This window comes from Ottowia thiooxydans DSM 14619, from assembly GCF_000422885.1.
GTDB classification, from domain to species: domain Bacteria; phylum Pseudomonadota; class Gammaproteobacteria; order Burkholderiales; family Burkholderiaceae_C; genus Ottowia; species Ottowia thiooxydans.
Genome location: NZ_AUGX01000013.1, coordinates 101,315 through 120,863 on the forward strand (window position 1 = coordinate 101,315; position 19,549 = coordinate 120,863).

The following is a 19,549-nucleotide window of genomic DNA, read 5'->3' on the forward strand; positions in this document are numbered from 1 at the left end:
AAGATGCTCTTGCTTCGTTGACTAGCTTGCCGCGGCTGTTTGAACGTAGAGAGCGAAGTGAACGCAGTGAGTTCCGCGGCACCGCCCCTTGACCGAGCATCGCAAGTTGCCCGGAGCGCAGCGCAGGGACGCGTCCGGTGGGGCGCCTTTTCTTTGGTTCCTTACTTTGGGCGAGCAAAGAAAGGGACTGCGCAGCCGGGCGCAATCCCGGCCTCCGCCCTAAAAAGAAGAGCAGAAGGTTGCTAGCAATCGCAGCGTTTCAATCGACCGCCGCCTGCCCCCATCCCCACCTTCCCCCAGCGGGGGAAGGAGTAAAACCATCCCACAGCCTCGGGTTCCGGGGCTCAAGTCAGCAGGCACTCCTGCATCAGTCTCTCCCGCATGCGGGTGATGGTTGGGACGGCCGGCTGCGGCGTGAGGACCAGCGTTCAAGTTCCACCGCAATCACGCCCCTCAACCACCGGTCAACTACCCGTGAAAACCGGTGGACGTTTTTCAGCGAAGGCACGCATAGCTTCGCGCGAGTCGTCTGATTTGCTCAGCTCGGCAGTCATGTTCTGCTCATGGCGATAGCCGTCCCGCAGCGCCATGAATTCAATGGTGGAGGCGGCTTGTTTCGCAGTGCGGCTGGCCAGCGGGCTCTTGCTGGCGATGCGACGGGCCATTTCCATGGCTGTGGGCATGAGTTGCTCCAGCGGCACGCAGGCTTCCACGATGCCGCGGCGGTAGAACTCGGCACCGGAAATGCGGTCTCCGGTGATCATCATGCGGCGAGTGAGAGATAGGCCACAGATGCGCTGGGTATGGCGACCACCGCCCATCAGGCCGACATCGACTTCGGGCAGGCCGAACACCGCCGTGTCAGCACACATCAGGATGTCGCAGGACGCCACGATGCCCATCCCGGCGCCCAGGGCGGGGCCGTTCACGGCAGCAATCACTGGCTTTTTGCATTCCATAATGCTGTAGCTCACTTCGCGAGCCAGGCGGTTGTGTTCCCAGCGCTCACCAGGCTCAAATACCTTGCCAGCGCGGGCTTTGATATCTGCCCCCGCGCAAAAAGCCTTTCCAGCGCCGGTGAGAATGACCACACGCACGTCGTCAAGATCATTGAAGCGGTCGAAGGTGGCAATCAGCTCGCGCATGAAGTCCGCGTTGACTGCATTCACGGGAGGTGAATCCAGAGTGACGACCGCGATATGGTCTTGAATTTCTGTTCGGATGAAAGGCATGTGATGTCTCCAATAAGAATATTTCAATATACCTGCCGACAGGTAAAATATCAATAAGGTGATCCCCCAAATTTAGAGGCATCAAGGGGGCTGCCGTCCGGGCCGACCTGACCTGAACGGGACGGTCTTCCCCGGTACCTATCGCTCGCCTAGAGTGATCGAGGCTTCAGCCATTCGACCATGCGAGGCCATGTGCGTGTGACGGCACCTACGCCAGCCACCAGGCTCACGTGGCCTCCTTTGATCACCCATTCCTCCTTGTCGCGGCTGGAAACGAGTTCAACCAGGGGATGTGAAGATGCAAATGGCACCACGTGGTCATGCTCAGCCAGAACGTGCAAGACAGGCATGGAGATCAAGTTCAGGTCAGCTTTGCGGCCATGCACTTCGAATTCGCCTTTAACCACCTTGTCTTGCACCACCAGGTCGTGCACCAATTCGCGAAATGCTTTACCTGGGAACGGTAGAGCGTCCTCTCCCCAGCGAACAAGCCGCAAGTGCGCCTTCACAAACTCGCGGTTGTCCGTGTTGTTCAGTAGCAAGGCCTGACCGGAAGCTTTCTGAAGGGGGCGAAGGACCTGGAACGCCCCCTCAATCATGTGGGAAGGAACGACGCCAAAGGTCTCGACAAGGAGATCAGGGTCCAGTCCCTGCGAAGTTAGCAACTTGTGCTGTAAGGCCATCCCGGGACCGTGGATGGGGGTTGCGACTTGCAGCAGATTTTTGATGGCTTGCGTAGTGTCAAGTGCGGCATGTAATGCCGTCAGCACCCCACCCAGGCAGTACCCCAGCAGGGTGAGTTGCGATTCCCCGCTATGGCGCTGCACCTCGCCGATGCAGGCCGAGATCCCGTCAAGGTAATCAGCCACGCCAAAGTCCTTGTGCTCGGAGCGCGCCACGCCCCAATCGACGAGGTAGACGTCGAACCCCTGTGCAACCAGGTATTCGATGAAGCTCTGGCCAGGCGAAAGATCGAAGATATAGGGCTTGCTCACCATGGACATGACCAACAGCATGGGAACGCGGTAAACGTCGTCGGTCTGTGGCAGGTAATGGTAGAGCCGCATGGAGCCTTGGGCGAAGACGAGCTCCTTGGGCGTAACGGCCGTCTCAGCCACCATCTCTTGCACGAGCGCCGCGAACTCGGCGCTGTGCTCATCGAGCAATGGATTCGGCGCCATCATGCGCGGCTCGCGCGCTTGGCGGGCGGCTGTGAGCGGCTCGCCTTGGGCGAGGGCGCCTTCACTGAAGTGGCCTGGGGCGTGTTTGCCTTGGCGGCGGCATCGACGCCTCGGGTTCTCGGTGGGCTATCTTTGCTTCGCGCTTCGATGCGCACCAGCGCTGCCTCCACGCGAGCCACCGAATCTTCCAACTGCCCAATGCGTTCGCCCAAAGCCGCCACGTCTGCACGACTGGGGATGTTCATGGAGGCCATCGGTCCCGCCAGGCCTTGTGTGAACATCTGCTGGCGATGGATCGCGGCATTGATCTCCTGACCTAATGACTGGGCGACAGCATCATCCTTCATGACCTTGGTGATCGATTCGCTCCATTCACGTTCGTTCTTCACGAACCATTCACGCCATGTCTTGAGCGGGTCCAGGCTAGAGTTGCTCTTGTTCATTCAGTTTCCTCTTTGATATCAGACCATTCGGCCTCGTGTTTCAATGTCAATGGGTCCAGCTTCTCCTTGACTTTGGGCAGCACCTGGTCGCGGGCCTCTGCCGGGCCGCTGATGCGCACCGTGGCCAGTGAGCCGAACTTCGGATGTGCCGCGACCCGCACGTCGACCGTGCTGCCACTGGGCTTGAGTACGGGAGCAAGCATTCGTCGGATGGCACGGGCAGCGGCGTCGGTGCGTAGTTCCGGCTTGAATACCTTGCCCACGGCGGTCAACGGGAGCTTGTCGACGATATAGACCTGCACCGGAACTGCAGCGCGTTCCGGAGTGCGAGCGGCTGCCCAATCGATGAGGTCGGCTGCCTCTGCTTGCGTGCCTGCCTTGAGCTGCACGTAGGCTACTGGCAGTTCGCCGGCGTAGGCATCAGGCTCTCCCACCAATGCAGCCACCTCCACAGAGGGGTGGTCGTAGAGAACTTCCTCCACACCGAGCGGATCGATGTTGTGTCCGCCCCGGATGATGAGGTCCTTGGCTCGACCCGTGATCCACAGGTAACCGTTGGCATCCACGCGACCCAGGTCTCCGCTGTTGACCCAGCCTGGATCCACGAACGGCGCATCTGGAGAGCCCGTGGCGTAACCTTTGAATACGCCGGGGCCGTGCATGGTCACCACGCCAATTTTGCCGGTTGCACACTCGCGTACCGTTTTACCGCGCTCGTCCACTTCCACGACCCGGACGTGGCTGTAGGGCAATGCGTGTCCTACGGAACCGAGGTAGACCGGACGATCCGGGAAAGAGATGGTGTGGCAACTAGACGCTTCGGTCATGCCATAGGTCTCCAGGATTGCAAGGCCAAAGCGGTGCTTGTAGGTTTCCGCCACCGGAACGGGAATCGCGGAACCACCGCCAGTGACCAAGCGGATGCTGGACACGTCGGAGCCTGCCATCGACACGTTCAGCACGGCACCAACGACCGTGGGAACGGCGGCAAAAATTTCCGGCTTGTAGCGGTCCACCAGTTTCCAGAAGTTAGGCATGGCACTCTTGTTGCGCCATCCCGAAGACGAGAGCACAACCAGCGTTCCCCCGGCGGACAGTTGTTGAAGGCAGTGGGTGAGTGAGCCCCCAACGTGGAACAATGGCAAGGCCATGAACAGGTTGGATGCAGCTCGAGTGCGGAACATCAACGCCATGCCCCACGCTTGATAAACCTGGTTTCCATGCGTCAGAGGAACCAGTTGGGGCAAGCCAGTCGTGCCACCCGTATGGTAGTAGGCGGCGATGTCGTCGGTTTGGATCTGGCGCCCGCTTATCAGGTGATCGTCGGGTTGTGCAGCAATGGTGTGGTCGAACGAAAGCGTGCCCTCGGGGGGTGGGCCCCAGGGCTCCACTACCAGGATCGCTTTCAAGTCCGGCAGCTCGTCCCGGATTTGCGTGACCTTCTGCCAGATGTCAAAACCTTCAGCAGGTCCAAGTGCAATCAGCACCTTGGTCTTCGCTGCCCTCAAGATATGAGCGATGTGGCCGGGCTCAAGGTAGGTATTGACCGGGTTCACGATGCCCGCCGCTTGTGCGCCCCAAAGTGCGTAGAAGGTCTGGGGAATGAGTGGCAACATCATGCTCACTACATCTGTGGGGCCAACACCTAGCGAGTGCAGGGCATTGGCGACCTGAGTGACGCGGGCCAGGAACTGCGCATGACTCAGGCGTACGGGCTCTTCCTCTGCGTTTGCGTTGGCGAGCCACAGCAGCGCGGGTGTTTGCGGATTGCGGGCGGCACCTAGCTTCAGGGCTTCATATGTGCTCTTCGCGAGAATGCGGTTTTCGTAGGGAACCGCCTCGAAGGCCCGGACATCAGCTTCTGTCGCGAAGCTGGGCCATTCATCTCCGATGAATCGATCGAGGGCATGTAATCCGGCCATTTTTTTGTCTCCTGAATTTTCTTGAAGTTGATGTGGATATGAAGTGGCGATCAGGGCGTGAGACCCATGCATTCGAAACTATGGAAAGTGCGCATTTTTCATGTTCAGTTAGGGGATTTGCTGACTTGCTCGTGACCTTGGTTTCTCTATACTGCACTGCAACAACTCTCTCAGCGATATGCCAAACGCCACTACTGTCCGGAAGAACCAAGATCTGCGCGTTGCCCACACGGCAGAGGATTTCGTAGAGGCCAATGGCATCCAACTTTGCTGGGATAGCTTTGGCGACCGTACCCATCCCGCCCTGATACTGATCATGGGCATGGGGGCACAGATGGTGGGGTGGGACGACGAGTTCTGCGCGCAGTTGGCTTCGCGTGGTTTTCGGGTTATTCGCTTTGACAACCGTGATGTCGGCAAGTCCACTTGGCTCCATGGCGCAGGCGTTCCCGATGTCACCCGGGCCATGATGCGTGCCTGGATGCGCTGGCCTGTGACGGCGCCCTATGTGCTTGACGACATGGCACTCGACGTCATCGGTCTGATGGACGCTCTCGGTATTGAGCGGGCCCATGTCGTTGGCGCTTCGATGGGGGGAACCATTGCGCAAGTCATGAGCATCCGGCATCCCGAGCGCATGCTGTCTATGACTTCGATCATGTCGACCACCGGCGATCCGGATCTGCCCAAGCCTCATCCCACTGCCACAACCGCGGTGATGCGGCCTATGCCTAGCAAGCTGGAAGATTATGTGGAGCGCTATGTCGACACCTATCGCGTGCTGCGCCTGGGTCATTTTCCTGAAGAGGAGGAGCGTGACCGCATCCGTGCGGCGCGAAACCACAGTCGCGGCATTAATTCTGCAGGAGGTGCTCGTCACCTGGTCGCCATCCTGGCCTCCGGAAGCAGGAAAAACGCCCTGAGACAAGTGGTGGTGCCTACCCTTGTCATTCACGGCGATCTTGATCCGCTGGTTCCACTTGCAGCGGGACTTGAAACGGCTCAATGCGTCCCCGGTGCTGAAATGATGATCGTGGAGGGCATGGGCCATACCATGCCCAAGGCCTTGTGGCCGCAGCTGATAGCCCGCATTGCCGGCGTCGCAGAGCGGGCGCTTTGAGGTCGAAGAGACGAAGTGCATGCTGCTCAGACCGAGTGGCGTGAGGTGCGCGGTGTCAGCGGCTGTATCGAAGGCGCAGAGCGATGAGTACTGGCCGCTTCCTCGTGCCGGGTCAAGAGCCAGTTCTGGGCTTGAACCCGTTTCACGCGATCTGGTGAGAATTAATCCATCTTCAGATTCGCTCCCTTGGCCATTTGCTGCCAGGCACTGCTATCGCTTTTGACGGTAGCCGCGAATTGCGCAGCGGTCTTGTAGGCTGGCAAGGTCATGTTCTGTGCGGCAAACTTCTGTTTGATGTCTTCACGGGCAAGGATCTTGCCGATCTCTTCGTTCATCCGATTCACGATCTCAGCCGGCGTGCCAGCAGGAGCGAAGATTCCGAACCAACCGTCTGATTCGAATTTGAAGCCTTGTTCACTTAAGGTGGGCAGGTTGGGCAAGGCGGGGGCGCGTATGGATCCCGAAACACCGAGAGCCGTCAACTTGCCAGCCTTGATATGAGGCAGCGGCGATGCAATGTCCGTGAACCCTACTGGTAGCGTGCCAGCGATCAGGTCGGTTATTTCCTGAGCAGTGGTTTTATAGGGAATGTGCGATATGGAAACGCCGAACTGCTTCTTGATGCCTTCCATCACCAGATGGCCGGTAGAGCCGTTACCCCAAGACCCATAGGAGAGCTTGCCTGGATTGGCCTGGGCGTACTTCACCATGTCCTGCAGGTTCTTGAAGTTGGCCGCAGGGTTGGCGACCAGCAGGATGCCCCCTGTGCCGAACTGTGCCACGGGCGCCAGATCCTTCTGGGCGTCGAAAGGCATCTTCTCCAGGATGATGGGATTGATGGCAACCGCGGAAGATGGGGTGATCAGGAAGGTGTAGCCGTCAGGCTGCGCTTTCGCTACCGCGTCCATGCCAATGATGCTGTTGGCGCCAGGTTTGAAGTCCATCACCATCGATTGCTTGAGAGCTTCCTGGAGCGGCAACTGGATGATGCGCAGCAGGTTATCCATGGCGCCTCCGGGCGGGCCGGGGACGATCATCTTGATGGGGCGGTTCGGCCAGTTGGCTTGGGCGAAGGCTGCCGGAGCAGCCATGCACGCTGCGGATGCGAGTAGGGCGCGGCGGCGCGTGAGGACATGGACCACGTGATGTCTCCTTGACATGTAATTTCGAATGAACACCAAAGAAAGGTATTGGCGTCAAACCATCTATTTGTCCGTAACTTACTTGCCGCACGGCATGTTGTCAATCATGGCAAATGCCATGATTGAACTAACTGATCGCGAGGCATCATGGGGGTATTTACGAAAAAGTGGCTCTACATACGGCTGAATTTTTTCGACTTTTAAGTGAAAGTGAGTAATGTCTTCGGATGTGCAGAGATTTTGAGTAGTAGTTTGTTTACCTGTCGGTAAGTTATTTTTAAAGTCCAAACCGTTTATCTACCAAGATCAGGAAACCGCATGCAGGAATCAAAGATCGCGGCTGCCTTTGAATACGCTTTTCCGTTGTTTGAAATGGCGCGCACCCGGTATCGCGCATTGGAAGATGAGGTCAATGCGCAGCGCCATGCGCCCAATACGGTGCGGCATGAGCGCCATCTCAGTGATCACACCTCGCGCTGGATCACCGCGCCTAACAACGACACGCTGTACTCCAATGCCTGGCTGGACCTTTCATCGGGTCCCGTGCAGATACGGCTAGACAAGATGCCCGCTGGACGCTACTGGTCGCTGGCGTTCATGGATGTGTTCACAAATCACTTTGCGATCGTTGGCCAGCGGCTGGAAGGTGCAGGCCCGGTTGACTTGCGAGTGAGCGGGCCAGACGAGCAGGAACCCATTTGCGGAGGGCGCGAAGTTCGAGCTCCGGGCCGTGACGCATGGTTGTTCATACGTTGCCTTGTGGATGGTCAAGATGATCTACCCAACGCACACGCCATGCAGGAACGGATTGACATCGTGGCGCCGCCGGATGCAATCTATGGGGCGCGTGTAGTGCCCACATCGTCTCGTGATCCTCGCAACTTTCTCGCGGTAGCCAATGAGCTGTTGGGTCGCAATCCACCGCCCGAAGGCGAGCGAGCCTTGCTCGCGGAGTGGGCAGACATTGGCCTGCGTCCCGGAGACACTGAGGCCTGGGAGAGGCTTGGTGACGCCACGCGCGAACTCTGGAAGGCCAGCATAGGGCCCTTGCATGACAAGCTGAGACAGGCATCGGCGAGTGGGCGGCGTGAGATTCAGGGCTGGTTTGCGTCCGCGAAAGACATGGGTGATTTTGGCCAGAACTATCCCCTGCGTGCTTCGGTTGCACTAGGCGGTTTGGGGGCGCTGCCACCTGTGGAGGCGATGTATTTCGTGCGTTTCCATGACGACGAAAAGCAACTTCTCGACGGTCGGCAAAGGTATGTGCTCCGTATTCCGCCGACGGGAATCCCGACAGATTCCTTCTGGTCTTTCTCGATGTACGAACCCACTGCGGACAGTCAGCGCTTTTTTGTGGAGAACACCATCCGCCGCTATTCCATCGGTAACCGTACCCATGGGATTGTTTGGAACGAAGATGGGAGTATGGATATCCCCATGCAGCGTGATGAGCCCAGTGACCCGCGACTGCGCGCCAACTGGCTGCCCACACCAGACGGCCCGTTCCAGATCTCGCTGCGAACATATATGCCGCGTGATGAACTGCGCGAAGGCAGCGCCGCAATGCCAAGAATTGATAGACGGTAAGAAGACTCTAAAGGATCCACACCATGAAGCCTGCACACTCCAGTACGCTCGCAGCGAACGCCAAACTCATTGATGAACTCGATTTCACGGATCAGCGAGACTTCGAAGCTGCCAGACGCGGCTTCATTGACACGCTGCCCGACGCGCACATAGAGGCCGACTCCGGTGGGGTCTCCTGGTCCATGAAACCGTATGGGTTCTTGGCGGGGAAAACGCCAGACACAGTCAACCCCAGCCTATGGCGCATGGCGAAGCTGAATGCGATCCATGGCCTCTTCAAAGTCAGCGATCGCGTCTATCAGGTGCGTGGTTTTTCGCTGGCCAATGTCACCTTCGTCGAGGGTGATTCTGGCGTGATCATTGTCGATCCGCTGCAGTTTACAGAGCATGCGAGAGCCGCCCTTGCGCTGTATCGCAAGCATCGCGGGGAGCGGCCAGTTGTGGCGGTGATCTATACGCACAGCCACCGTGATCACTATGGCGGCGTGCGCGGCGTCATCAGTCCGGAAGATGTGAAGAATGGAGTGGAGGTGATCGCTCCCTTCGGGTTCACTGAAGAGTCCTTTTCAGAGTCGATTTTGGCCGGCGTTCCCATGAGGCGCCGTGCGTTGTTTCAGTTTGGCTGGTCGCTGGAGCCAGGTGAGATGGCGCATGTCGACAGCGGCCTTGGCAAGGCGGTGGGACGCGGCGGCGACGGCTTCATCGCACCCACCACGCTCATCACTCAGCCCGTGGAGCGCCGCAAGGTGGACGGCGTGGAGATCGTGTTCCATCTGACGCCGGGAACCGAGGCGCCAGCGGATATGAACATGCTCTATCCGGGCCTGCGTGTGCTGAACCTGGCCGAGAACGCCTGCCAAACCATGCACAACTTGTGCCCCATCCGTGGCGCGAAGACGCGTGACGCGTTGGCCTGGGCGCACTATCTGAACCAGGCTCTGGACCGCTTCGTGCCCCAGGTTGACGCGCTGGTGGTGCAGCACCATTGGCCGGTCTGGGGGCAAGAAAATATCCGCGGCTATGTGGCTGGTCAGCGCGACATGTACCGTTATCTTCACGATCAGACGCTGCGGCTCATGAGTCACGGCCGCACGCCCAAAGAGATCGCGGACGAACTGATGATGCCCAGCAAGCTGTCCCGGCAGTGGTTCGCGCGCGGCTATTACGGCGCGGTGGCGCATAACGTGAATGCGGTCTACGCTCACTACATGGGCCCCTACGATGGCAATCCCACTCATCTGAATCCTCTGCCGCCTGTGCAGGCCGGCGCGAAGTACGTGGAGTACATGGGGGGCGCAGATGCCGTCGTGCAAAAAGCAAGAGGCGACTATGAAGCAGGCCACTTCCGTTGGGTGGTGGAAGCGCTCAATCATGTGGTCTTCGCAGATCCGGGTCATCGGCCCGCTCGTGAGCTCGCGGCAGATGCGATGGAGCAGCTTGGCTATCAGTCGGAGTCGGCGACCTGGCGCAATGCGTACCTTTTGGCGGCACGAGAGCTGCGCAGCAGTTCAAAGGCCTCGGCACCCAAGGGTGTGGGGATCAGTCCCGATGTCGTCGCGATTTTGCCTTTCGGCAATTTTCTGGAGTATCTGGGCATCCGCCTTAATGGCCCGAAAGCGCAGGATATCGAAGCGCGCTTCGATTGGTGCCTGACAGATTCGGCGGGAGTGGATTCACATCGCCTGATGGTTTCAAACGGTGCCCTCAATCACTTGCCGGGTACCCATGGGGATCAAGCCCACGCCGTGATCGACATGGACAGAGACAAGCTCTCCACGCTCTCCGCGGGGCGCGAGGCATTGCTGGCCGGGCTGGAGGCAGGAGATCTTCGGGTGAAAGGTGATGCGGCGCTGTTTCGCCAGTTCATCGAGGCGCTCGATGAGTTCGACCCTATGTTCAATGTGGTTGAACCATGATGGGAGAGGTGGGGCACTTGAACGCCATGGGCGCCGCCTCTCGAAAAACACATATGAAATATTGAAAAGCACAGGCTAATTACCGATTGATTACTTGCCGTTCGGTAGGCATTATTGTTCTCAAGGTTTCGTGCAGTGCGAGCGCCACGGTTAGCGCGTTCAAGCCATTGCATGCGTACAGGAGACATAGCCATGAACCAATCCAACTCAAGTTCCGAGAATTCGTCCCCCATTCGCCTCGACGTCGTGGTCGTGGGTGGTGGTTTTGGCGGCATGTGTGCCACCTACAAGTTCCGCGAAATGGGCTTGAAGATCCAATCTATCGAGGCCGGTGGAGACCTCGGTGGCGTCTGGTACTGGAACCGTTATCCAGGCGCACGTGTGGATCTGCCCAGCATTGACTACAGTTTTTCGTTTTCGCCAGAAGTTGAGCAGGAATGGACCTGGTCTGAGCAGTTCGCTGCCCAACCCGAACTTCTTCGCTACATCGATTTCGTGGCCAACCGGCTGGAGTTGCGCAAGCACTACCAGTTCAATACCCGGGTGACCAGTGCGTCCTGGGACGAAGAGCGCAAGCTTTGGGTAGTAAAAACCGACCGAGGAGCAGTGTTCGAAGCCACCTATTGCATCATGGCGACTGGACCGCTTTCGGTTCCGCGGGATCCGGACATCCCTGGCCTTGAGCGTTTCAAAGGCCGCATCATTCGAGCAGGTCGTTGGCCTCACGAACCCGTCAGTTTCACGGGGCTTCGAGTGGGTGTCATCGGCACTGGCTCTACGGGGATCCAGATCGTTCAGGATGTGGGCCCGCAAGCAGGCGAGCTATTTGTGTTTCAGCGAACCCCCAGCTTTACGATGCCCATGCGCAACGAGAACCTGACGCCGGAGTATGTGGCTGAAGTCAAACGAAACTACGCAGGCATTCGCAACTCGGCGCGCAACAGCGCTGTGGGCGGAACCAGGCCCCAATCCACACGTGCATTTTTCAGTGTCACGCCCAATCAGCGACAAGTGCTGTTGGAAGACGCCTGGAAACAGGGCGGTTTGTCCATGCTGGGCACCTTCAGCGATTTGCTTCAAAACGCTGAGGCCAACGAACACGTTGCCGAGTTCGTTCGCGGCAAGATCGGAGAGATGGTCAAGGATCCCCGTACAGCTGAGGCTCTCAAGCCGCGTGGGTACCCCATTTTCGCTCGCCGGCCGTGTCTGGATTCGAGCTATTACGAGACCTACAACCTGCCCCACGTGCATTTGATCGACTGCATCAACGACAAGATCATCGAGTTCACGGAAAAAGGTATCAGAACGGAGTCTGGCGAAACGGAACTCGACTTGCTGATCCTTGCCACGGGCTACGACGGCCTCACCGGCGCACTGAAGGCTTTTGATGTCACGGGCCGTGATGGCAGGACGATCAACGACAAGTGGAGTGATGGCGCCAGGTCGCATCTGGGCATCATGCTCGAAGGTTTCCCGAATCTGTTCATGACCACAGGGCCAACAGGTCCTGCTGCCCTGGCGAACATCATTCGCATCAGTGAGCATGACGTGGATTGGATCGCCACCGCCATGCAATATATGGATGCGCATCACCTGACTGCGATGGAGCCTACGCCCGAGGCGGAACAGGAATGGATGGACTTGGTCTACGAACTCTCGCAGCGGACCCTGCTATCCAAAGCGAAGACTTGGTATGTAGGTGCGAATGTCGCGGGAAAGCCCCAAGGCCTCACTTTGTTCACGGGTGGTTTTGCGAAATACGCAGAACTTTGTGCGCTCGCGACCAAGGATGGATACCGAAGCTTCCAGTTCAGTCATCGTGCTGAAGCCGGTGCTCTCGGCACCGAAGCCAAGATGGCTGCAGTGGACGCCATAGCTCTCTAGCTTCTGGCCGCAGCATCAGCGCGTAAGCGCTGATGCCGGAAAGGTCCACAGGCTGTGCCGCGGCGTGGTTGGCTATGGTGCGGGCGCCCGCAGGCGTTGGCGCAGGTCAGCAACCTCTTCCATCAGATCAGCCGCCAACGCGGCCAGCTGAGGGTCAGCATCGAAGCTGTGCTCCAACTGTGCGATGCGGCGAGCTCGCCGCAAGGTGGTGCTGGCAAATCGCCACTCTGCAGTGACTTGACCAGCACAAGGTTGAAACACACCGGCTTCCACGTGAGTGATCACCCACTCAGGTTCCATTCTGACGCCATGGGCAATGTCTTGCACAGTGAGCGCTTCATCTTCCAGCACTTCCACCAGATGCACAGAGATTGGGGTTGGACTCATACGTTCGGGCTCCTGTTCTTTAGCTCGGAAACACGTTTTTAGAGCATGGGCAAGGCGGGCATGAGGGATTCGTTCACACCTTCTCAGGCGCTGCGCGGATCAAACCCGGGATAGGCCTCTGAAAGCGCTTGCCATGCGCTGCGCTGTGCTTGCGTCACGGCGCTGGGGATAGCAGGCTCCAGTTCCAGATATAGATCTCCGGGCGCAGTGGGTGAAGGGATGCCCCGCCCTTTCAAGCGCAGCTTGCGTCCTGCACCAGAACCGGCGGGCACGGTCACCTCAACCGTGGATCCATCTGGAGTGTCCACTTGCACACCTGCCCCTAATGCCGCTTCCCAGGGCGAGATGCGCAGCTTATGCGTGACGTCCCGGCCATCGATTCGCCAACGGGGGTCAGGACTGAAATGCACTTCCAGCATGAGATCGCCCGCCGAGCCGCCTCCGAAGCCGGGGCTACCCTGCCCCGCCAGGCGGATCAATTGGCCCTCCTTCACGCCTTTCGGGATTTTGACTTGCAGCGCACGTTCCTCGGGCACTACGCGGCCACTGTCGTCTACGCGTGAGCTTTGCAGGCGGATGGTGCGTTCTGCGCCCAGGTACGCGTCGATCAGGTCCAGTTCGATCTTGGCGTGATGATCATTTCCACGCATCTGCGCGCTCGATCTGTGGGCGCCGCCTCGGCCTCCAGCGTGCTGCCCTCGGCCGCGACCAAAAAGATTCTCGAAGAACTCGCTGTGGTCGGCTTCAGCGCCCCTGCCCGCGCCTCGTCCGCTGAAGTCGAAGCCGGTATCCCAGCCTGGAGGTGGGCGTACGTCATCTCCTGAGCGTGCCCCGCGCGCCCAAGCTTGCGCGCCTACGCTATCGTAGGCCGCACGTTTTTCCGTATCGCCCAGGACCTCATGGGCTTCGTTCACCTCCGCCATTCGCTTGGAGGCGTCGGGCTCTTTGCTGACATCCGGGTGGTATTTGCGCGCCAGCTTCCGGTACGCTTTCTTGATCTCGTCGGCGCTGGCGCTCTTGCCAACGCCGAGGATTTGATAGTAATCCTTGAACTCCATAGCCGCCATGGTAGAGGAAAGTCAGGCTTTTGGGCGGCGAGTTCTCCACCTGGGAGCGGCGGTTCCCAGGTTCAGCTGCGAATAGGGGCTTTCCGGTTCACCAGCACGATGCCGAAGCCCACCAATGCCATGGCAGCCAGTAGATTGACCGTGATGGGCTCTCCCAGCCACAGCGCGCCAAACAGCAAAGCGAAGAGCGGCGTGAGAAACACGAAAGCGGAGATTTTTGTGGCGGGATAGCGAGAAAGCAGCCACATCCAGGCAAGGTAGCTCACGAAGGCACCAATCACGGTTTGCAGCACCATCGATGTGACGGCGAAAGAGCTCCAGTTCCAGTGCCAGGTTTCGCCCAGCACCAGGGACAACAGAGGCAACGCAACTGCGCTCACACCCACCTGGTACATCAGAAGCGGCTCAGGTTTGGCGTTGGCAAGGCGGGTGCCGCGTATCACGACGGTTGTCAAACCCCAGAACAATCCTGCGGCCAGCCCAAAAAGATCACCCTGCCAAGTCTCTTGTGCGCGGCCATGGGCGAAACTGTCCCACAAAGCAAAGACGATGGCGGCAAAGGCACAGGCCAAGCCAACCCACTGCGGTGGCCGCAAGCGCTCAGTGGGCACGAAAAATGGCACCAGCAGGGCCACCCAGAATGGGGAGGTATACAGAAACACCGTCAAGCGGGAGGCCGTGGTGTATTGCAGGCCTAGAAACATGCAGGCGAATTCGCCGGCGAACAACAGGCCAACCAGCAAGCCCGGCGCGAGCGAACCTTTGGGCCCCCGCAGGTCCACTTTGCGCCAGTGACACCACAGCAATAAGATCAGCGTAGCGCCCACGAAGCGGATCCCCGCCTGGAACATGGGTGCCAGTTCAGGCAGGGTGGCCTTCACCAGAACTTGCTGAAAGCCCCAGAAGGCGCAGCACAACAGCAACAGAGTGGCGGCTCGGCCGTCAAGATTGACTTGGCGTACCACGCTCATAGGGGATGTTCGGTATAGAACCGCCCGCCATGAAACAGCAGAGGTGAGGCGCCGGCCCGGTGTTCGCAGTGTTCTACCTGACCGACAAAAATCACATGGTCGCCTTCGTCATAGCGGCTTCTGTTGAAGCACTCGAAGCATGCTGCGGCTCCCTCAAGCAGCGGTGCGCCAGCTATGCCGGGCTTCCAGGGCACATCTTTCCAGCGGTTGTCTGAAGATTTGGCAAAGCGCAAGGCCAGCTCGTGCTGATCGGACGCCAGCACGTTGATGGCGTAATGAGTGCCTGCGCGAAAAACGGGTAACGACAAGGAGCGCAGGGCCAAACTCCATAACACCAGGGGTGGGTCGAGCGATACGGAATTGAAGGAATTTGCCGTCAGTCCGATCGGCGCACCGTCATCGCCGCGCGCAGTCACGATGGTGACGCCCGTGGCGAACATGCCAAGCGCAGTGCGAAATTCGGAGGCCGAGAACGCGGCGGGCGTGGCAATGCGAGGCGGCGACATGAATCAATCAGGGAAAAGGGAATGATAGCGCTGCCGGGCGGTTCACGAGGGGAGTAGGGAGATGTGTTGGCGACACTCAAGGTGGCGTTTAACGTGACGCATGCGCCGCTAACAGGCATTCATGGAACGCCAGCGCAGCGCGCGAAGGCGCCGGTGAGCGGCGCAGCACACTGAGAAAATCACAGCGGTAGCGCAACAGTTGGGGGCATATGGAGCGCATTTGACCGCGTTGTACGAAGGCGTCTGCGTAATGGTCAGGCAGAAAACCTAAAAAGCGACCGGAGAGGATCAGGGTGGCGATGGCTTCCTGTTCGAACGCTGTGGCACCCCGCTGCAAGCGTTGGCCGTGCGCGAGCTCCATGTTGGGCGAGTGGTAGCCCAAACCTGCAAAATCGCTCCGATTACGCAGGGATTCCCAGTCCATGGTGTCCTGCATGGCCTTGAAAAGCGGATGACCCAGGCCGCAGTAGAGATACATGGTTTCACCGAATAGGGAGTCGTACCGCAGAGTGGCTGAGGCGCGATGCGAGGGAATGATGCCGACGGCGAAACTGCCGTCCATCACTCCGCGCTCAATCGCCTGGATGCTGCGCACATGCAACTCCAGCTTGACATCCGGCGCCTGGGCCGCGAAGTTGGCGATGGCGGCATGGATGCGTGCCTCGGGGTTGCTGGCAGTTTTATCGAACATGGCTACCGGCAGCGCGCCACTCATGCGCTGGTGAATATCGTCCACACCGGCACGAAATCCATCGACGGCTGCCAGCATGCGCAAGGTTTCGTCATAGACCCGTTGTCCCTCCGGGGTGAGCGCGAAACCCGCCCGTCCCCGGCGGCACAAGTTGAGCCCCAAGCGGGTCTCCAGGTCCTTCACGTGGCGGCTGACCGTGCTGGTGCCAATATTCAGCTCCAGCTCAGCGGCAGAAAGCCCGCCGCACTCCACGACCGTCTTGAACACCCGCAAAAGGCGCAGGTCCATATCGCTCACTTGGCCCAGCAAGGCGCGAGCCCGGGGTGTCTTGTCTATTACTTGCATAAATTGGCAACTAAACTGGAATATTTGCATATTTAACCGACTAAATCACGCGTTGACAATGCCTTCACATCGACTTGTTTAGAAGAGGCACTCCATGAGCGTGATCACATCCCCCCAAACTGCCAGCACCCGTCAGGACGCCGCGTGGCTAGAGGCCCACTGGATGCCCTTCACCGGCAACCGCCAGTTCAAACAAGACCCGCGCATGATCGAATCCGCGCAAGGTGCTTACTTCACAGACTCCGAGGGGCGCAAGGTGTTCGACGGCCTGTCTGGCCTGTGGTGCACGGGCCTGGGCCATGGCCGGCGCGAGATTGCGGAGGCGATTGGGAAACAAGCGGTCAAGCTCGATTACTCACCTGGTTTCCAGTTTGGTCATTCACTGTCTTTCGAGCTGGCCAATCGGATGAAGGCGCTCACACCTGATGGCCTTGACTACGTGTTTTTCACCGCCAGCGGCTCTGAGGCTGCGGATACCGCGCTGAAAATGGCACGCGCTTACTGGCGCCTGAAAGGCCAGGGCGGCAAGCAATTGCTGGTGGGCCGCGAGAAGGGCTACCACGGCGTGAACTTTGGCGGCATCTCCGTGGGCGGCATGGTGGGTAACCGCAAGCTCTACGGACAAGCCGTACCTGCTGACCACATTCCCCACACCCAGCCACCCATGGGTAGTTTTATCAAAGGCCAACCCACCGAAGGCGGCAAAGCCTTGGCGGATAAGTTGCTGGATGTGATCGCGCTGCACGATGCCAGCAATATTGCGGCTGTGATCGTGGAGCCTTTCAGTGGCTCGGGTGGCGTAGTGGTGCCGCCTGTGGGTTACCTGCAGCGCCTGCGCGAGATTTGCACCCAGCACGACATCCTGCTGATTTTTGATGAAGTCATCACGGCTTTTGGCCGCTGCGGCGCCATGACCGGGGCGGACGCTTTCGGTGTGACGCCTGACATCATGACCTTCGCCAAACAAATCACCAACGGCGTTCAGCCGCTGGGCGGTGTAGTGGCCAGCAAGCACATCTATGACACGTTCATGGCCGCGGGAGGTCCGGACTATATGGTCGAGTTCGCCCACGGCTATACCTACAGTGCACACCCCGTGGCGTGCGCCGCCGGGTTGGCTGCGCTCGATCTGCTGGAATCAGAAGATGGTCCGGCGCGCGTGAGAGCCCTGGCCCCGCATTTCGAAGCTGCCGTTCATAGCCTCAAAGGCGCCAAGCACGTTCTGGACATCCGCAACTACGGGCTAGCAGCTGGTTTGTCCATAGCTTCCTTCCCCGGCGAACCGGCCAAACGGCCCTATGAAATCGCCATGCATTGCTGGAAAAACGGCTTCTATGTGCGCTACGGCGGCGACACCATCCAACTCGCGCCACCTTTCATCAGCGAAAAAGCTGAGATCGAGCGCATGGTGAGCGTGCTCGGCGATGCGCTGAATGCGACAGCCTGAGGCCTCCGAATAGAGATCTAGTCGTCTCTTTTTCCGTCATCCCCGCCTGCGCGAGGATGACGAAAAGTAGCACCAGACGAAGTGTAGATAGCCATGACGTCCTGAGTCGAGCGAATACGCCTTTTTGCTGTGACCGGGGCTCCTTCTCTGATTTCCTTCTCTTTCTTGCGAACCATCCATGAACCGCGAACAACCTGTCACTTCCACCGTCGGCCACCTCATTGACGGAAAAATCGTCAGCGACGCCGCACGCACGCAGCCTATTTTCAATCCCGCTACTGGCCAGATCAACGGTCACGTGGCGCTGGCTTCCAAGGCCACCGTGGAGCAGGCTATTGCTTCTGCAGAGCGCGCCTTTCCTGAGTGGCGCAACACGCCACCTCTGAAGCGGGCTCGGGTGATGAGCCGCCTGAAGGTGCTCTTGGAGGAAAACGCCGACAAGATTGCGCAACTGATCACCGCTGAACACGGCAAAGTGCTGAATGACGCCCATGGCGAATTGCAGCGCGGCATTGAAAACGTGGAATACGCCAGCTACGCGCCTGAACTGCTCAAGGGTGAACACTCGCGCAATGCTGGCCCCGGAATCGATTCGTGGGCCGAGCACCAGGCGCTCGGAGTCGCTGCAGGTATCACGCCTTTCAATTTTCCGGCCATGGTGCCGCTTTGGATGTGGCCCATGGCCGTTGCCTGTGGCAACACCTTCGTGCTGAAGCCATCGGAACGCGATCCAAGCAGCGCGCTGTTCATTGCGGAGCTGGCTCTTCAGGCCGGATTGCCACCAGGTGTTCTGAACGTGGTCAACGGTGATAAGGAGGCGGTAGACACGCTTTTGCACGACACCCGCGTGAAGGCTGTCAGCTTTGTCGGCTCAACTCCTATCGCTGAATACATCTATTCCGAAGGTTGCAAGGCCGGCAAGCGTGTGCAGGCCTTGGGCGGTGCCAAGAACCATGCGGTGGTCATGCCAGACGCCGATGTCACCAATGCCGTCACGGCCATGATGGGCGCTGCCTATGGCAGCTGCGGTGAACGCTGCATGGCGGTGCCCCTGATTGTTTGCGTGGGCGACGAAGTGGCCGACAAAATGCTCGCGGGTCTGAAGACCGAGATCGCCAAGATGAAGGTCGGCCCTGGTAGCGACAACAGCAACGACATGGGTCCGCTGGTGACCAAGCCGCATTTTGAGAAGGTCAAAGGCTACGTGGATCAAGGCGTTGCCGAAGGCGCGGAGCTGTTGATCGATGGGCGTGGTTTGAAGGTGGCGGGCCACGAGGATGGCTATTTCCTGGGTCCTTGCCTGTTTGATCGCGTGAAGCCCAACATGCGGATCTATCAGGAAGAGATCTTCGGCCCGGTGCTGGGCATCGTTCGCGTGAAGACTCTGGATGAAGGCATGAAGCTCATCAACGACCACGAATACGGAAATGGCACTTGCATTTTCACCCGTGATGGAGAGGCCGCTCGATACTTTACGGATCACATCCAGGTTGGCATGGTGGGCGTGAACGTTCCATTGCCAGTGCCAGTGGCTTACCACTCTTTTGGCGGTTGGAAGCGCAGCCTGTTTGGCGATCTTCATGCCTACGGCCCTGATGCGGTGCGTTTCTATACCAAGAGGAAAACCATCACCCAGCGCTGGCCTTCGGCCGGTGTGCGTGAAGGGGCCATGTTCAGCTTTCCATCGAGTCGGTGAACACACTTCGGG

Annotated in this window: 16 protein-coding genes; 6 read left to right on the forward strand and 10 right to left on the reverse strand. The window is 58.9% G+C overall.

What is annotated here, in order from left to right; all coding sequences use genetic code 11:
- Nucleotides 1-464: 464 nt before the first annotated feature.
- The 4 genes from G518_RS0112635 to G518_RS34960 form a co-directional block, all read right to left on the reverse strand.
- Nucleotides 465-1,232, reverse strand: coding sequence for an enoyl-CoA hydratase/isomerase family protein (locus tag G518_RS0112635; protein WP_028602857.1), 768 nt, complete (start codon nt 1,230-1,232; stop codon nt 465-467).
- A 149-nt stretch (nt 1,233-1,381) separates the two neighbouring features.
- Nucleotides 1,382-2,416, reverse strand: coding sequence for an alpha/beta fold hydrolase (locus G518_RS34955; protein WP_084651745.1), 1,035 nt, complete (start codon nt 2,414-2,416; stop codon nt 1,382-1,384).
- Nucleotides 2,413-2,856 carry a hypothetical protein gene (locus G518_RS0112645; protein WP_028602858.1) on the reverse strand — a complete coding sequence of 148 codons (444 nt, stop codon included), beginning with the start codon at nt 2,854-2,856 and terminating at the stop codon, nt 2,413-2,415. Before G518_RS0112645 ends, G518_RS34955 begins: the two co-directional genes overlap by 4 nt.
- Nucleotides 2,853-4,778 (reverse strand): acyl-CoA synthetase, encoded by a 1,926-nt coding sequence (locus G518_RS34960; RefSeq protein ID WP_051236595.1) that lies wholly within the window; start codon nt 4,776-4,778, stop codon nt 2,853-2,855. Before G518_RS34960 ends, G518_RS0112645 begins: the two co-directional genes overlap by 4 nt.
- A 178-nt stretch (nt 4,779-4,956) precedes the next feature.
- On the opposite strand from G518_RS34960, the gene G518_RS0112655 reads away from it, so the two are divergent.
- A complete protein-coding gene (locus G518_RS0112655; protein WP_084651747.1) occupies nt 4,957-5,898 on the forward strand; it encodes an alpha/beta fold hydrolase in 942 nt (313 codons plus the stop codon).
- Between the two features lie 161 nt (nt 5,899-6,059).
- Here G518_RS0112655 and G518_RS0112660 read toward each other — a convergent pair whose 3' ends face one another.
- Complete coding sequence (locus tag G518_RS0112660) at nt 6,060-7,040, reverse strand: Bug family tripartite tricarboxylate transporter substrate binding protein (protein WP_028602860.1); 981 nt, start codon at nt 7,038-7,040, stop codon at nt 6,060-6,062.
- 318 nt (nt 7,041-7,358) lie between these two features.
- On the opposite strand from G518_RS0112660, the gene G518_RS0112665 reads away from it, so the two are divergent.
- From G518_RS0112665 to G518_RS34965, 3 genes are all read left to right on the forward strand, one after another.
- The gene (locus G518_RS0112665; protein WP_051236543.1) at nt 7,359-8,627 is read left to right on the forward strand and encodes a DUF1254 domain-containing protein; all 1,269 of its coding nucleotides are present in this window, start codon (nt 7,359-7,361) and stop codon (nt 8,625-8,627) included.
- Nucleotides 8,628-8,650: 23 nt separating this feature from the next.
- The gene (locus G518_RS0112670) at nt 8,651-10,543 is read left to right on the forward strand and encodes an alkyl/aryl-sulfatase (RefSeq protein WP_036594493.1); all 1,893 of its coding nucleotides are present in this window, start codon (nt 8,651-8,653) and stop codon (nt 10,541-10,543) included.
- Between the two features lie 192 nt (nt 10,544-10,735).
- On the forward strand, nt 10,736-12,427 hold the full coding sequence (locus G518_RS34965; RefSeq protein ID WP_051236545.1) for a flavin-containing monooxygenase: 1,692 nt from the start codon (nt 10,736-10,738) through the stop codon (nt 12,425-12,427).
- 72 nt (nt 12,428-12,499) lie between these two features.
- On the opposite strand, the gene G518_RS0112680 is transcribed toward G518_RS34965, so the two are convergent.
- The 5 genes from G518_RS0112680 to G518_RS0112700 all read right to left on the reverse strand — a co-directional run bounded on the left by G518_RS0112680 (nt 12,500) and on the right by G518_RS0112700 (nt 16,394).
- Nucleotides 12,500-12,814, reverse strand: a complete 315-nt coding sequence (locus tag G518_RS0112680; protein ID WP_028602863.1) for a chaperone modulator CbpM — start codon at nt 12,812-12,814, stop codon at nt 12,500-12,502.
- 83 nt (nt 12,815-12,897) lie between these two features.
- Complete coding sequence (locus G518_RS0112685) at nt 12,898-13,872, reverse strand: DnaJ C-terminal domain-containing protein (RefSeq protein ID WP_028602864.1); 975 nt, start codon at nt 13,870-13,872, stop codon at nt 12,898-12,900.
- 71 nt (nt 13,873-13,943) lie between these two features.
- Nucleotides 13,944-14,852: a DMT family transporter gene (locus G518_RS0112690; protein ID WP_028602865.1), complete on the reverse strand. Its 909-nt coding sequence runs from the start codon at nt 14,850-14,852 to the stop codon at nt 13,944-13,946.
- Nucleotides 14,849-15,358, reverse strand: coding sequence for a flavin reductase family protein (locus G518_RS0112695; protein ID WP_028602866.1), 510 nt, complete (start codon nt 15,356-15,358; stop codon nt 14,849-14,851). Before G518_RS0112695 ends, G518_RS0112690 begins: the two co-directional genes overlap by 4 nt.
- An 88-nt stretch (nt 15,359-15,446) precedes the next feature.
- On the reverse strand, nt 15,447-16,394 hold the full coding sequence (locus G518_RS0112700) for a LysR family transcriptional regulator (protein WP_028602867.1): 948 nt from the start codon (nt 16,392-16,394) through the stop codon (nt 15,447-15,449).
- Nucleotides 16,395-16,488: 94 nt separating this feature from the next.
- Between G518_RS0112700 and aptA the strand changes: the two genes are divergently transcribed.
- Together aptA and G518_RS0112710 are read left to right on the forward strand one after the other, a co-directional pair.
- Nucleotides 16,489-17,841, forward strand: a complete 1,353-nt coding sequence (aptA, locus tag G518_RS0112705; protein ID WP_028602868.1) for an omega-aminotransferase AptA — start codon at nt 16,489-16,491, stop codon at nt 17,839-17,841.
- Between the two features lie 178 nt (nt 17,842-18,019).
- The gene (locus G518_RS0112710) at nt 18,020-19,537 is read left to right on the forward strand and encodes a CoA-acylating methylmalonate-semialdehyde dehydrogenase (RefSeq protein WP_028602869.1); all 1,518 of its coding nucleotides are present in this window, start codon (nt 18,020-18,022) and stop codon (nt 19,535-19,537) included.
- The last annotated feature ends 12 nt before the right edge of the window (nt 19,538-19,549 follow it).